Origin of the sequence: Pectobacterium atrosepticum (genome assembly GCF_000740965.1) — a bacterium.
In the GTDB taxonomy this organism is placed as follows: domain Bacteria; phylum Pseudomonadota; class Gammaproteobacteria; order Enterobacterales; family Enterobacteriaceae; genus Pectobacterium; species Pectobacterium atrosepticum.
Window position 1 is genome coordinate 728,914 of sequence record NZ_CP009125.1, and the last position, 14,245, is coordinate 743,158.

General features: G+C 46.4%; 12 protein-coding genes and 1 tRNA gene. 11 read left to right on the forward strand and 2 right to left on the reverse strand.

Annotated elements, in window-relative coordinates; translation table 11 throughout:
• Nucleotides 1-51: 51 nt before the first annotated feature.
• From GZ59_RS03290 to GZ59_RS03310, 5 genes are all read left to right on the forward strand, one after another.
• A complete protein-coding gene (locus tag GZ59_RS03290) occupies nucleotides 52-735 on the forward strand; it encodes a LysE family translocator (protein WP_039290037.1) in 684 nt (227 codons plus the stop codon).
• Nucleotides 736-816: 81 nt separating this feature from the next.
• Nucleotides 817-890 (forward strand) — tRNA-Gly (locus GZ59_RS03295).
• Nucleotides 891-1,401: 511 nt separating this feature from the next.
• On the forward strand, nucleotides 1,402-2,091 hold the full coding sequence (locus tag GZ59_RS03300) for a PspA/IM30 family protein (protein WP_011092384.1): 690 nt from the start codon (nucleotides 1,402-1,404) through the stop codon (nucleotides 2,089-2,091).
• A 75-nt stretch (nucleotides 2,092-2,166) separates the two neighbouring features.
• Entirely contained in the window at nucleotides 2,167-3,888 is a 1,722-nt protein-coding gene (locus tag GZ59_RS03305; RefSeq protein WP_039290040.1) for a tetratricopeptide repeat protein, read from the forward strand.
• 57 nt (nucleotides 3,889-3,945) lie between these two features.
• Nucleotides 3,946-4,338 carry a YybH family protein gene (locus tag GZ59_RS03310; protein WP_039290043.1) on the forward strand — a complete coding sequence of 131 codons (393 nt, stop codon included), beginning with the start codon at nucleotides 3,946-3,948 and terminating at the stop codon, nucleotides 4,336-4,338.
• 110 nt (nucleotides 4,339-4,448) lie between these two features.
• Here GZ59_RS03310 and GZ59_RS03315 read toward each other — a convergent pair whose 3' ends face one another.
• Nucleotides 4,449-5,519 (reverse strand): DUF1176 domain-containing protein, encoded by a 1,071-nt coding sequence (locus GZ59_RS03315; protein ID WP_039290047.1) that lies wholly within the window; start codon nucleotides 5,517-5,519, stop codon nucleotides 4,449-4,451.
• Nucleotides 5,520-5,897: 378 nt separating this feature from the next.
• Between GZ59_RS03315 and lpxP the strand changes: the two genes are divergently transcribed.
• A complete protein-coding gene (gene lpxP, locus GZ59_RS03320; protein WP_039290049.1) occupies nucleotides 5,898-6,821 on the forward strand; it encodes a kdo(2)-lipid IV(A) palmitoleoyltransferase in 924 nt (307 codons plus the stop codon).
• Nucleotides 6,822-7,132: 311 nt separating this feature from the next.
• Here lpxP and GZ59_RS03325 read toward each other — a convergent pair whose 3' ends face one another.
• Nucleotides 7,133-7,549 (reverse strand): hypothetical protein, encoded by a 417-nt coding sequence (locus GZ59_RS03325; RefSeq protein ID WP_039290053.1) that lies wholly within the window; start codon nucleotides 7,547-7,549, stop codon nucleotides 7,133-7,135.
• 214 nt (nucleotides 7,550-7,763) lie between these two features.
• On the opposite strand from GZ59_RS03325, the gene GZ59_RS03330 reads away from it, so the two are divergent.
• From GZ59_RS03330 to GZ59_RS03350, 5 genes are all read left to right on the forward strand, one after another.
• Nucleotides 7,764-9,119 carry an NCS2 family permease gene (locus tag GZ59_RS03330; protein ID WP_011092390.1) on the forward strand — a complete coding sequence of 452 codons (1,356 nt, stop codon included), beginning with the start codon at nucleotides 7,764-7,766 and terminating at the stop codon, nucleotides 9,117-9,119.
• Nucleotides 9,120-9,512: 393 nt separating this feature from the next.
• Nucleotides 9,513-11,159 (forward strand): Na+/H+ antiporter, encoded by a 1,647-nt coding sequence (locus GZ59_RS03335; RefSeq protein ID WP_011092391.1) that lies wholly within the window; start codon nucleotides 9,513-9,515, stop codon nucleotides 11,157-11,159.
• Nucleotides 11,160-11,517: 358 nt separating this feature from the next.
• Nucleotides 11,518-12,228 (forward strand): response regulator transcription factor, encoded by a 711-nt coding sequence (locus GZ59_RS03340; RefSeq protein WP_011092392.1) that lies wholly within the window; start codon nucleotides 11,518-11,520, stop codon nucleotides 12,226-12,228.
• A complete protein-coding gene (locus GZ59_RS03345; protein ID WP_011092393.1) occupies nucleotides 12,206-13,705 on the forward strand; it encodes a sensor histidine kinase in 1,500 nt (499 codons plus the stop codon). Before GZ59_RS03340 ends, GZ59_RS03345 begins: the two co-directional genes overlap by 23 nt.
• A gap of 312 nt (nucleotides 13,706-14,017) precedes the next feature.
• The gene (locus tag GZ59_RS03350) at nucleotides 14,018-14,239 is read left to right on the forward strand and encodes a Flp family type IVb pilin (RefSeq protein ID WP_010285252.1); all 222 of its coding nucleotides are present in this window, start codon (nucleotides 14,018-14,020) and stop codon (nucleotides 14,237-14,239) included.
• The last annotated feature ends 6 nt before the right edge of the window (nucleotides 14,240-14,245 follow it).

The following is a 14,245-nucleotide window of genomic DNA, read 5'->3' on the forward strand; positions in this document are numbered from 1 at the left end:
TCCCCTTGGGTTCTACACTCGCCTTATTGCTTAACGCTCTAAGGGAATATCATGCTGTTAGTTGCCTTCACGGGGATGCTGCTATCCTTGTCGTTGTGTCTCGATCTGGGGATGGTCAATACCGCGATTATTAACCGTGGGCTACGGCACGGCGCGCGTTCTGCCTTTTATATCGGGCTGGGCTCCTGTTTCGGCGATCTGTTTTATGCGACGTTGTCGGTACTGGGGTTGGCAGTGGTGTTTAACCTGACACCGGTGCGCTGGGTGCTATGGATTGGCGGCGGACTGATTCTGATCTGGATGACGATCAGCATGGCGCGTGCGGCATGGCGTGACTATCAGGTTAAACGCTTTGCCGATCTGTCTACGACAGCGAATGCGGTGGATTCCACCACGCCACCTGCTCGGTACACCGAGTTTTTCAGTGGCGTCGGCATGGCACTGGCTTCGCCGACTGCGCTACTGTGGTTTGCGGCGATTGGCGGCACCATTATTGCGCAGTCTACGGATGGCTCTGCTTTCATGATCAGCCTGTTTCTGCTGGGCTTTTTCTTCGGCGGTGTACTGTGGACGTTCTTACTCGCGGCGCTGGTGAAGTATGGTCAGCGGTTGCTGAAAGAACGCATTTCATTTTACTGCAGCCTGATCTCTGCGCTGTTATTTGCCTACTTTGCCTGGCACGTCATTTCCAATGGCTATGAGACGTTGTTCCTACCGCTATCAACTGCTGCATGACCGGTCAAAACAACAGCACTTTGTCGGGTTTTTTACTTGCTCGGCAACGGCATAGCGCTATAATGCCACTCGCCTCTCCGTGCGAGTGTAGTTCAATGGTAGAACGGCAGCTTCCCAAGCTGCATACGAGGGTTCGATTCCCTTCACTCGCTCCAGGCTCTCTTCCTACAACGTCCATCCATGTTTATTAAATCCAGTAACCACAAGACTTAGCACTACTTTTCAGTCGTTCAGGGAAAGCACTCGTCTATCTAAATCAGTATCTCAATGTATATAGTTATGTATAGGGCATGGTGACACTCTAAATCCTATACACATTCTCCCCCTACTCAGATAGGAAACTATACACATGCCGCTTACTGGTTTTGAGAGCAGCGGCGCCAAGCCAGTACCTTTCAGGAAGATGTTTTCCTGTTCATTTACATCGACCACTGTGGATATTCAGGTAGTGGGGCTAATGCCAGTGTTAGAAAAATGGGATGAATGTAGATCCACCTAGAAATGTTGCAAAGCTTTGAAAATGTAAAGTTTATTTATAATAATTGGTTTATATTTCACAAGATATATTATAGATTATAAGAGAGCGATTTATTTAAAGGATTAGCGGTGAGTTGTTAAGTGTCTGGTAGCTTAATACTAATAATTTTAAACAAGGAGAGATATTGCATGAGTCTTTTATCTAAAGTAGTGACACAAATTAAGGGTTTCCTTCATGATTCCGTAGATAAGGCTTCTGATGACGGACGTACTGCACGCCAACTTATTCGTGATGTCGGTGAAAATGAAGAAAAAATCAAAGAGGCGTTAGTAGAATCCAGATCTCAGGCTATTATTTCCAAACAGAAAGTTGAAGATAAGCAATCTGCAATCGCTTTGTCGAAAAAACGAGCAGCAAAGGCAGTTGAGTTGGACAAGGAAGATTTGGCAAGAACTATTCTTGTTGAAAAAAGACAGCAGGAAAGTGATTTGGCAGCGCTTCAAAACCAGCAAGCTAAATTTGATAATATTGTAGTTACATTAACTTCACGTTTTAATGACATTCAGAAAAAACGTTCTGAAATGGAAAGAAAGGCAGATAGTATTGACTTGCGTTCTAAAGTCGCAGCGGCAACTGAAGAAGCAACAAAATTACTTGATGTAGGTAATTTTGCTTCTTATGATAGCGCTTCTAAAGTATTTGATCGTTTAGAAGATAATATTGCAAAAAAAGAAGCAAAATCTCAGGCTCGTGGTGAGTTTATTGATGCAGAGAAAGATAAGCAAGACGAGTTGGTTTCTCTTGATAGACATGGCCTTGATGAGTCAATTGAAGATGAGTTAGCGGCATTACGTGCTATGAATAAAAAACAAGAATAAAATAAAAATAATCTTCGAGGGTATAGAAATATACCTTCCATTGTATTTATTTTTCAATAGAAGATAAGAGGTTCTATGAAAAGTGTCAGTTACTCTATCATTAAAAGTCTTTTTTTTTCGATAGGTATTATTTTTTTTATAGGGGTAATCAGTGGCACTGATTTTTCACCACAAAAAGCTATCGCTGCTCAAAATCAGGTTGTTCCTAAACCGAGTGAAATAAAAGCAGCCGTTAGTAGTGGTAATTGGACACTAGCTCATGCTCTTATTAAAAAAGTAGTGGCAGCTCATCCTGATAAACCTCAGTCTTGGTATCTGAAATCTCAGATTGAAGAACGATTAATGCCAAGTGGAAAATCGACACCACAAGAAGCATTAGCTTCTTTAAATAAGGCAATGGAGTTAGATCCTACTTATTCTTTTAGTACTTCTTATGGGAATGTAACAGAACTGCATGATAGGTTAACGACGAAGGTCAATGTTTCAGAAGGTAAGCTTAAAGTATTTACTCCAGATGATGATCCTATTCTTAACAAGGATAAGATTATTACACCATCAGAAACAGAACCTTTAATGGCGAAAGAAATTAATAAATTAAGTGACAATGATAATTTAAAAAATATTATTGCAGCATCAAAAGAAGTGGAGGATGACTCTTCGAGTTTTTTTGAGTATCTTGTTGTTATTTTTATCGCCATAGTTCTCTGTTATTGTGCTTATTATTCATCTAGAGAAGACAAGAAGAAGTTTAATGATACGAAAGAAAAAGAGTTAAATAGAATTAAATCATTAGACTTGGCTACACAACTAGATGATATGTTATCTAAAGATATTTCATATATCGAACTGGATTTGCCACGTGAATTAGATAGCGAAGGGATGATTATTGAATATAAAAAGAGGAAGAAAGATCTTGTTTCTATAATGGAAGAACTTTTGGATAAAAATAAAAAAAGTTTTAGACTGGAAATATCTAAATTAGAAGAGTTATCAGTCCTTCAAGTCACTGAGCGGAATTTTATAAGACAGGCTGTTGAAAAAGCTAAATTCCATATGAATGATATTGAAGAGTATAGAGGTAAAGAATTATTTGAGAAAATAGAAAGTATTTGCTTAACGTTTTTATGTGATAGGCTTAAGAATATCGATAATGTCATTAGTGAATCACCAGGGAGCTATAGTTCCATGTTGAGAGTTTCATTAAAAAGCGTTTCTCATTCTTTTATTAAAGTTCAAAAAGACAATAATGAATTTTTGATTAATTCAATTGATGATAATTTTATTTCTGAAAAAATGATTGGTAAATTGAAGTCAGCAGTTATTGGATTTTATTTTTATAATGAGGTTTTTGAGAAAGAAAAACAAAATTATCGAGATAACATGGAGGATCAGCGCAGAGCGTTAATTGAGGAGGATTTGCGAATAAACAGAGAGCTGGAAGAGAGCGCTTCTAATAGGAGAAGACAAGAGATTAGTGAGCAAAAAATAATTATGGAGGCTGAATATCGTCGTAATAACCTACCAAGGAAGATATATCGCCATAGATCAGGTAGTAATGGCGGTGACTTTCTTTCAGGAATTATTGCAGGTAGTATTTTTAATAGTGCTAATAATAACTCCAATAACAGTAATTATAATAAAAATAGCAGTGGCGATAATCGTTCATCATCTGATTCTACATTTGATTTTGGAAAGAGTGATAGTGGAAAGAGCGATAGTAGATTCGATTTTGGTAAAAGCAGTGGAAGCAGTAGTAGTTTTGATTTTGGCAGTAATAAAAATGATGATAAATGGTAAATTATAAATTATAAATACTATGAAATGTTCTGCGCTGCGTTACTGAGGTCAATACTTATGAAGCCACATCCGATACGCGAAATCATTGAAGCCTGTGATAGAGCAATATCTGCACGAAATTTTGATGCCTTGATGAATTATTATGCCGAGGATGCTGCACTTGTTATCAAACCAGGAATGGTTGCAAGAGGGAAAGGTGATATAAGAAAAGCATTTGTCGCTATTGCCGATTACTTTAAAAATCAACTTGTTGTTGAACAAGGAAATATGCAGGTCATAGAAGGTGGTGGCGACGCTTTAGTTATCATGGAAACGGTGTTTTATTACCCAGACGATCAGGGGAATATTGTCACAACAACTCGGCGAGCGACCTACGTATTCAGGAAAGAAGCTGATGGAAGCTGGCTTTGCACTATTGATAACTCCTATGGAACAACACTTCTTGACTGATTATGTCTAGTCAATTCAGGCGTGCTCAGGATGATGTTAGCGCGTTTTTATTCTTTCGTAACAGCTTCCCCATGTTTGAATATGAGGCCCGCGAGTGGCCCCAATTTCTTTCATTTTCCCGGTCTAATCACAGTCGCTGTCCAGTAGGGTAAATCCCAAGTGCCGCCGAGACGGATCATACGGCATGAGCCTGTAATTGATGCTCGGCTTTGCTGGAATGTTTTGCCATCCCAGACCCAGGCACTATCGCTCATGCAGTCCGCGAGTCCACGTCCTTTCTGTACGGCGGTAATTTCACCGTTTTCGTAGCCTACTCCGATTGTGGTCACGAGCTGGGGCTGAGTTTGCATGGCGTTGTCGATGACCCAGTAAGCGTAACCTTCGTTGTAGGCTGCACGCCAGCAGAGGGTGCTGAGCAGCGACATGCTGCCATTGAGCGGCGTGATCATCATCGGTTCTGCTACTCTTTCTTCCTGTGGCGGAAAGTCATAGCAGTCATCTTCCTTTAGCGTCTTAAGCAGCTTTTTCTGGATAGCGGCTTGTTCCGCATTCGTCAGATTTCGTGAGGGTTCCTGTTGGGTTGCTGCCGCATAGATAACAGGGGCTGTTACGGCGGATAGCTCACTACTTTTGTTGCCTTTTTTGGTGATGGCGTCTGTTGCGCCAATGCGACCCTGTCTCTCATCCATTTTTAGCAACACAGCGTAGGCACCTGCCCCAGACAGTTCGGAAACCATGCCATCGTGCAGAAAAGCCACTTTCCCGCTCCCTTTCAACGCCTGTAATACGGCAGGGATTTGTGTCTCATTGAGCTGCCAGAGATTGTCTTCGGTCGAGGTAAGTGCGCCTTTATCCACACCATCAATCGCGAGTGTGAGCCGCGTACCTTTAGAAATCTCTTTGTCTACTTCAGCGAGTGTAACCTCAGCCGTTATTGGCGTATTTTGCCCAGCATGGCGCGTTATGAGCAGTGAAACGTCTTGAGTTTCGGTATCTTCTCCCATGCCTTTTTCTTCTGGCGAGTAACCAGCCGCCCGGCACGTTAGCGTGTTATCGCAGACGATTTCCCAGTCTTTATGAAAGAAAGTGCTATCGGAGAATGTTGTGGAAAATGCGAGCGTAGGAATGCTGGCGATGACAACACTTAATATATTGAATCGGTAAGGGAGCGGAAAGAACATATTTCATCAAGTCCTTGATTATGCAATGGCTTGTTATCTTCTATAACCTGATGTCGGGAAGCCAGTCGCGTTTAGTGGCGCAGGGTATTATGTTAGCTTCAGGTTGCCTCAGATTGCGAATATTTCTTATCCCACTACTCCTTTATTGAGCGTGAATCGGGTATAATATCGCTACCGTCAGCCGTTCATCGGCTGTGCAAAATCCCCTCGGTGTTATCAGCATGTTTATCCTGCTTTTTAACCTCATGCGCGATAACGGTCAGACGTAAGTTTTCCACACAACTGAAACGATCCCTATAAATAAGTGTCATGATAGATGTAGCGCGATGAGAACGACTCTTTATGCGGTACGCTGTTAATCACTTAAAGATGAGTATCATGAAGATTAAGCAAACATTTACCAGGGCATTACTCCATCCACGCTATTGGACGACTTGGTTCGGCCTCGGCGTGCTGTTTTTATTAGTCCAACTTCCTTATCCGTTGTTGATGAAAATCGGAAGCAGCGCAGGTCGTTTATCCCGTATCTTTCTTAAACGTCGGGTGTCGATTGCTCGGCGCAATCTTGAGCTGTGCTTCCCTACGATCTCTGATGACGAGCGGGAAGCTATGATCGACAGCAACTTTGCGTCGCTTGGAATGGCATTGGTCGAAACGGGCATGGCCTGGTTTTGGTCCGATCGTCGCGTGCGCCACTGGTTTGATGTTTCAGGGTTGGAGCATCTACAGCATGCTACCGCAAAAGGTCAGGGCGTGATGGTGATTGGTATTCACTTCATGTCACTGGAACTGGGCGGTAGGGCGATGGGACTATGTCAGCCGATGATGGCGATGTACCGTCCGCACAATAATAAAGCGATGGAAATGGTGCAAACCTGGGGGCGTTCACGTTCGAACAAAGCGATGATCGACCGTAAAGATCTGCGTGGCATGGTGCAAGCACTGAAGCGTGGTGAAGCGGTATGGTTCGCTCCCGATCAGGATTACGGCCCTAAAGGCAGCGTGTTTGCGCCGTTCTTTGCGGTGAAAAATGCGGCGACCACCAGCGGTACCTACACCATCAGTCGTCTGGCAAAACCCGCGATGATGACAACGGTGCTGATTCGTAAGCCTGATGCTTTGGGTTATCAACTGGTGATTCAGCCTGAATTACAGGATTATCCTTATCATGATGAACAAGCTGCGGCCTGCTACATTAATAAGGTGATTGAGAAAGAAATCATGCGTGCACCTGAACAATATCTCTGGCTGCATCGCCGCTTTAAAACTCGTCCGGCAGGCGAAGTGTCACTCTATGCCTGATGGGCGTAGTGAAGGATAATCGTGAGATAGCGCAAACACGTGTGACATCGGATGGCGCTTCGGTGCCATCACTGCATAGTGAGCAGAATCAGTTACGCATGGTGTAGAAAAAAGGTCTAGAAACAATAAAGGTGTACAAACAAAAATGGCTACCGGATGGCAGCCATTTTAGGGTGGTTAACGTACACGAGTACGATTAACGGAAGATAGCGTGGGGGTTAACACCGCGATAGGTTTTGCCCAACGCTTTTAATATTTGATTGATTTTGCGGACAACGCGCATCTTTTTTATCCCCACGATTCTTAAATAATTATTGGTTGAAAGTACCAAAGTTGATGTTGATGTTTTCAAACATAGCGATGATTTTGTTTAGCAGTTTCATGGTCATTTCCTCGTTGTTCGTTGATTTGTTTTCTGTGATGCTGCTCACGTTTTTAAGAATACTCGCACAGATACGGACGGTCAACTTTTTTGTGATGTGAATCACAAAAAAATGAACGAGCAGTTTGTGAGGAGTAAACCGCTGTTTTGATTTCCGTCTAAGAACCCTTTCTGCTTTTTCTTCATACTGGCGCGTTTTCAGCGGCTTGCCTGATTGAATGTTACCTGTACGAGTTGCGCATTTCCTTATCGGAAAGATGATGTGAGATAGGTAAATTGTCTCGATTAGCAGTTGAAATAAGCGCGGGGTAAGCGGGATAATCGTGCGCTTCGCATTGTCTGGCACCGTTTTATCCGGCTTGTTTAGTGCCGCCTGTTTTTATTCGACAATGTCTTGAGACAGTAACGTTTTCCGGTTCTGCATTCAGCGAGCTAATCGTTTGCGTGCGTGACCATACGGTTCATGGTGCGCCAGTGATGTTGGTGCGCTCGCGGGGCAAGGCTGCGGGAACCGTTCAGAATTGATCTTAAATAATAATGACATTTCAGGGGATACCACCATGTCAAACACCACCCGTCAGGCTGGCTCGCAAGGCTCGCTTGATGCTTTTTTCAAAATTACACAGCGCGGCAGCAACGTGCGTCAGGAAGTGTTAGCAGGCCTAACGACGTTCCTGGCCATGGTTTACTCGGTGATTGTGGTGCCGAGTATGCTGGGCAAGGCTGGCTTCCCGCCGACGGCCGTGTTCGTTGCGACCTGTCTGGTTGCGGGGCTGGGATCGCTGCTGATGGGGTTGTGGGCCAATCTGCCGATGGCGATTGGTTGTGCGATTTCTCTGACCGCATTCACCGCGTTCAGTCTGGTGCTGGGGCAGCAAATCAGTATTCCCGTGGCGCTGGGGGCAATCTTCCTGATGGGCGTGCTGTTTACCATCATTTCCGTCACGGGCATCCGTTCCTGGATCTTGCGTAACCTGCCGCTGGGCGTAGCGCACGGTACAGGGATTGGTATCGGTCTGTTCCTGCTGATTATTGCCGCCAACGGTGTAGGTCTGGTGGTAAAAAACCCGATTGACGGCCTGCCGGTTGCGCTGGGTAATTTCACTTCTTTCCCCGTTATTATGTCTCTGCTGGGGCTAGCGGCGACCATCGGTTTAGAGAAACGTCGCGTACCGGGCGGTATTTTGCTGGTTATCGTGGTGATCTCTATTCTGGGACTGATTTTTGATCCAAACGTAAAATATGCTGGCTTCTTTGCATTGCCGAGTCTAACGGCGGCTGACGGTTCGTCGCTGATCTTCAGTCTGGATATCATGGGTGCGTTGCAGCCGCTGGTTCTGCCAAGCGTGTTGGCACTGGTAATGACAGCGGTGTTTGATGCTACGGGTACGATTCGTGCGGTAGCCGGACAGGCGAATCTGCTGGATAAAGACGGGCAAATCATCAACGGTGGTAAAGCACTCACCGCAGACTCCGTGAGCAGCATTTTTTGCAGTCTGGTCGGGACGTCACCAGCGGCGGTCTACATCGAATCCGCAGCAGGTACGGCGGCTGGTGGTAAAACTGGCTTAACGGCAACGGTAGTCGGTGTGCTGTTCCTACTGCTGCTCTTTGTATCCCCGCTAGCGTATCTGGTTCCCGGCTATGCCACCGCGCCAGCGCTGATGTACGTTGGTCTGCTGATGCTGGGCAACGTCTCCAAACTGAACTTTGATGATTTCGTTGATGCGATGTCCGGTTTGGTATGTGCCGTATTCATCGTACTGACCTGTAACATCGTGACCGGCATCATGCTGGGCTTTGGTGCACTGGTACTCGGACGCATCTGCTCCGGCGAATGGCGTAAACTGAACATTGGTACAGTGATTATCGCTGTCGCGCTGGTAGCGTTCTACGCTGGCGGCTGGGCGCTGTAATCCCTTCCCGCAGACCTTCTGGCTCCGTCCAGAAGGTCTGTAATTCCCCGTTTTTCCTTCCTCTCTCATTACCTACGTCAAACGCGATTTTATGTGCCCTTTTATTGGCTTTGGGTTGATGTTACTTGTGTGATAATCAATAAAGTAATTATCCGTCATACTTCAAACCGCATGTGCGTTGGCTTTCCTCGCTCACCCCAGTCACTTACTGATGTAAGCTCCCGGGGATTCGCTGTGTCGCCGCCTTCTTGCAGCTTGAATTATTTAGGAGGAAACCTCTCTTCTTTACCCAGAAATCCATTTTCATACCGGACTAAATGCGTTAAATATGTAAGGGCAATTCACGCGCTCGCAGGCAGAGTTTTTTGATTTAGGAGTACGTCTAAGGAAAGCATGGAAATATTTTTTACGATTCTTATTTTGACCCTGGTTGTATCCCTTTCCGGGGTAGTTACGCGCATTTTACCTTTTCAAGTTCCTCTGCCTTTAATGCAAATCGCGCTGGGTGCCATCCTCGCCTGGCCCCAGTTCGGGTTGCACGTTGATTTCAATCCTGAACTGTTTATGGTGCTTTTCATTCCGCCGCTGCTGTTTGCCGACGGTTGGAAGACACCCACGCGTGAGTTCCTGAGACACGGTCGAGAGATTATCGGTCTGGCGCTGGTTCTGGTTCTGATTACCGTGGTTGGCATCGGCTATTTCATCTACTGGATGGTGCCAGGGATGCCGCTGATCGCCGCTTTTGCGCTGGCTGCTGTACTGTCGCCGACGGATGCTGTCGCGCTGTCTGGCATCGTAGGCGAAGGTCGTATTCCGAAAAAACTGATGGGCATTTTGCAGGGCGAAGCGTTGATGAACGATGCGTCCGGCCTGGTGTCGCTGAAGTTTGCTGTCGCTATTGCGATGGGCACGATGGTATTTACGGTTTCCGGTGCGACGCTGGAATTTGTTCAGGTCGCGCTGGGCGGGCTGCTGGCGGGCGTCGGTGTGACCTGGATATTCGGTAAATCGCTGCGCGTTATTAGCCGCTGGAGTGGTGATGATGCTGCAACGCAGATCGTACTGCTGCTGCTGCTGCCTTTTGCGTCGTATCTGATTGCTGAACACATCGGTGTGTCGGGCATTTTGGCTGCGGTAGCGGCGGGGATGACGATCGGCCAGTCGGGTGTGATTCGTAGCGCGCCACTCACGATGAGAATGCGTGCCAACGGCGTGTGGTCGATGTTGGAATTTGTGTTCAACGGCATGGTGTTCATCATGCTCGGCCTGCAATTGCCGGACATTCTGGAAACGTCGGTTACGCAGGCAGAGCTGGACCCAACGGTTGAAACCTGGATGCTGTTTACCGATATCGCGATCATCTATGGTGCCTTGCTGTTACTGCGTTTCAGCTGGCTATGGGTGATGAGAACATACAGTGTGCACATCCAAAAAAAGCGCCCTATGGTCTTCGCCGAATTTTCCACGCGTGAGCTGTGGATCGCTTCCTTTGCCGGCGTGCGAGGGGCGATTACGTTGGCGGGGGTGCTGTCTATTCCGCTGTTGCTGACTGACGGCACGGCGTTCCCATCACGCTATCAACTGGTGTTTATCGCCACGGGCGTCATTTTGTTTTCTCTGCTGTGTGGCGTACTGGCGCTACCGTTTCTGCTGCGCGGTGTGGTGGTGGCGGACAAAGCGGCGCATGCCAAAGAAATCCGCATGGCGCGGATGGCCGTGGCGGAAGTGGCGATCAAAAGCATGCACAAAATGGAGGAGCGTCTGGCAGCCGATCGAGAGGAAAACATTGATGAGCAGGTGCTGAAAGAAGTCAGCGCACGTGTCATCGGTAACCTACGTCGACGGCTAATCAATAAAGACGATCCTGAAAACGGTCTGTTGATTGAGAATCTGGAGCGGCGTTTTCGCCTGACTGCCCTGAATTCCGAGCGTGCAGAGCTGTATCACTTACGCGCCACGCAGCAGATCAGCAATGAAACGTTGCAAAAAATGCTGCGCGACCTCGATCTGATGGAAGCGCTCTTGATCGAAAATGAGTAAGACGCAGTGAGGCGCTCCCCGCTACCGCGTTGATTTCTTTCTCTTCTCTTTCCTTCCTCTGCATCCCCATGGCGTAAGCGATGGGGATGTTTTTTATACGCCTAACCTAAGAACTGTGTCAGGTGATTGTAAACTGCTTGTCACTAAATGATAATGATTGTTATTATCCGTAGGATTTTTCTTAGCAGTATAGAAATCCTAAGTAAAAAGCTAAGAAGTAGAAAACCAGAAATAAAAAACGGCCCGCACGGTATCAGAACCGCGTGGGGTGAATGGCTGTTTGAAAGACCAGATAAAAAATAAACGGACATTAACCCTGAATTAATTAGGTAATAAGCCACGTTTATAGGGGAAAGTTATGCGTGTATTAGTGGTTGATGATGATTCTGTGCTGTGCCATTGGCTCGGGTCTAAATTACATTCCCACGGCCATTCTTGCCGGATGGTGCACGATGGCGCACACGCATTAAAAGCGATCAAGGATGAAGTTTATGATGTCGTTCTGTTGGACAGAATGCTCCCTATCATGGATGGATTTACGGTATTACGTGAATTACAAGGCTCACGTCATCCGCCTATTATGCTGCTCTCGGCGCTGGATCGTGATGTCGATCGGGTGATGGGGTTAGAGCTGGGTGCAGAAGATTATCTCGGCAAGCCTTTTAATTTTAATGAGCTTAGATTACGTCTGGATATTATGGCGCGACGCGGTAAACGTCATGCTGATAATCCTTCCATGCTGATTTTTGAAGATCTGCAACTTGACCGTATGCAGCGCGTAGCATGGCGCGGTACCAAGCGTATCGATTTGACCGATAAAGAAATCAAGTTACTGATTATATTGATGGAAAACCCGGGGCAAGCGATTACTCGCACGATGCTGTTAGAGCGAGTATGGGGCTACAATTTTGATCCGCAGACCAATCTGATCGACGTTCATATGTCAAAGCTGCGGGCGAAAATTGATAAAGGATTCCCTCGTCCATTAATTAAAACGCTGAGAGCGATGGGCTACGCATTAGGCGCGGTAGATAAGGACAAAACTGATGTTGGCAGCCACGCTGAATAAAATAAAAATAAAGAAGCTGGGGCAGCGCTGGCAGATAAAAATAAAACACTGGCAATTACTAGGGGCAAGCCAATACCCCGGTTTTTTATGTACCTCTAATTTTCGTCAGGCAATAACCATTGTTTTTCTGTTCTTATTGATGATGCTGATGTGTATTGTTGGCTTCAGTTCATTAAGCGAAACGCTGATTCGAACGCATGTCCGTGAAGTTATTCTGGGTAATATTTATGATTACTCGATGCAGTCGCGTTTAACCAATGCCGATAGCCTGATTGCGCAATTACGACAGGATAATCGAGCGAAGGGTGATGAATTACCGCTGTTTCTGGTGATGAATAAACACGGTGATATTCTGTATCACAATCATCCTCTAAGAACGCATCCTTTAACCCCCGATTCTGCCAACACGCATCCTCTGGAAATGCGCCAGCATACTGATTGCCAGATGGATGTCAGCTGTCTTAAAGCCGAAATTTCCAGCCCAGACGATCCCAATCTGATTGGTTTGTCCGTCATGTTGGATGATGGGGGCGTGCTGTTTACCGCTTACAACATTCGACCCATGTTAGAACGAGTGAGGACGATCCCGCTTGTTGCGGGAGCTGGATTGTTTATCGTGCTGCTCTTCTGCCTGTTTGTCAGCCGCCATTTCAGCTTACGTAGCTTGCGGAGCGTGGAGAAAATCCGCGCGGCGCTGCATCGCTACAGCAGCGGTGAGCAGCAGGTGCGTATGCCGTTGTCGCCTTACGATGATGATTTTGACAGCCTGAGCGCCGATATTAACCAGAATCTGGAACGGATTGAGCGCCTGATGGAGCAGGTGCGCAATACATCGAGCCATGTTGCACATGAACTGCGTACTCCGTTGACGCATCTGCAAAATCGTTTGTTCAACCTGACTGAGCGTGCAGGGCTGGATAACGACGTTCGTGATGAATTGAATCTGGCGGTGGACGAGGTGCATAAAATCCTCGGGCTGTTCCGTACCGTGATGCGTATCGGCGAAATCGAAAGCGGGCGCTGCGTGCATCAGTTTGAGAACATTGAGGCGCGCCAACTGCTGGAAGAAATTGCCGAATATTATCAACCGCTGGCGGAAACGCGCGGCTGTCGCTTGAAGATTGAAATCAAAGCCGGAATCCAGCTCTTTGGCGACCGTGCGCTGCTGTTTCAGGCGCTGGCAAATCTGGTGGAAAACGCGCTGAAATACGCGGCACAGGGGAAATACATCACGTTGAGTGTGACGCTTTATCGCGGTTGGATCGCCCTAAGCGTTGCGGACCGAGGTCCGGGTATTCCGCCTGCACTGCACACCAAAGCGCTACAGCGCTTTCAACGGCTGGATACCTGGTTTCAGTCCGGCTATGGGCTAGGATTGTCTCTGGTTCAGGCGATTACCGATCTGCACGGCGGTAAGCTCTATCTGGACTCCTCCGAACCGGGGTTGAACGTCTATCTGTGCCTCAATCGCTGTTAATGTCTTTTTCCTCGCAATGAATACGACTCGTGGTGAGCGGTTTGTACTCCGATCACCACGACGATCCTCTCTGGTTTTTATGAATACCCTTGCAAAAAATATGAATATTTATTAATTTTTCCCGCAATAAAACTTATGTTAGTTATTGATTTATATTGATAATTTTCTTAATGGAAAGATTAACGAATATTAATGTTCTGCTGCTTGTAGTGTTTGATAATAAGTCTCATTATTAATCTTATTATCATCATGGCGCCCACGAATCCCCGAGTAGGCCATGATTTCTTTGGCTGCGGATTAGAGAGTCTTCCCATGAAAAATATGAAAGCAAAATTGCGTTCTTTCCTGCGTGACGAGAGCGGTGTAACGGCAATCGAATACGGCATTCTTGCGGCGGCAATGGCTGCGGCCATCGGCGCTATTTTCGGCGGCGACGGTATTTTCGTAAAAGCGCTGAATGAAAAATTCAGCCAAATTGCCGATCAGATTACCGGCACGGGCACCAGCGGCGGTACATCCGGCGCAGCGAAATAAGCGCGA

What these genes read in the sequence shown, in the direction of transcription:
- GZ59_RS03330 (WP_011092390.1), top strand. Translation starts at nt 7,764, where the DNA reads ATGTCAAACACCACCCGTCAGGCTGGCTCGCAAGGCTCGCTTGATGCT.
- GZ59_RS03345 (WP_011092393.1), top strand. Translation starts at nt 12,206, where the DNA reads ATGTTGGCAGCCACGCTGAATAAAATAAAAATAAAGAAGCTGGGGCAG.
- GZ59_RS03350 (WP_010285252.1), top strand. Translation starts at nt 14,018, where the DNA reads ATGAAAAATATGAAAGCAAAATTGCGTTCTTTCCTGCGTGACGAGAGC.
- GZ59_RS03300 (WP_011092384.1), top strand. Translation starts at nt 1,402, where the DNA reads ATGAGTCTTTTATCTAAAGTAGTGACACAAATTAAGGGTTTCCTTCAT.
- GZ59_RS03305 (WP_039290040.1), top strand. Translation starts at nt 2,167, where the DNA reads ATGAAAAGTGTCAGTTACTCTATCATTAAAAGTCTTTTTTTTTCGATA.
- GZ59_RS03340 (WP_011092392.1), top strand. Translation starts at nt 11,518, where the DNA reads ATGCGTGTATTAGTGGTTGATGATGATTCTGTGCTGTGCCATTGGCTC.
- GZ59_RS03335 (WP_011092391.1), top strand. Translation starts at nt 9,513, where the DNA reads ATGGAAATATTTTTTACGATTCTTATTTTGACCCTGGTTGTATCCCTT.
- lpxP (WP_039290049.1), top strand. Translation starts at nt 5,898, where the DNA reads ATGAAGATTAAGCAAACATTTACCAGGGCATTACTCCATCCACGCTAT.
- GZ59_RS03310 (WP_039290043.1), top strand. Translation starts at nt 3,946, where the DNA reads ATGAAGCCACATCCGATACGCGAAATCATTGAAGCCTGTGATAGAGCA.
- GZ59_RS03290 (WP_039290037.1), top strand. Translation starts at nt 52, where the DNA reads ATGCTGTTAGTTGCCTTCACGGGGATGCTGCTATCCTTGTCGTTGTGT.
- GZ59_RS03315 (WP_039290047.1), bottom strand. Translation starts at nt 5,519, where the DNA reads ATGTTCTTTCCGCTCCCTTACCGATTCAATATATTAAGTGTTGTCATC.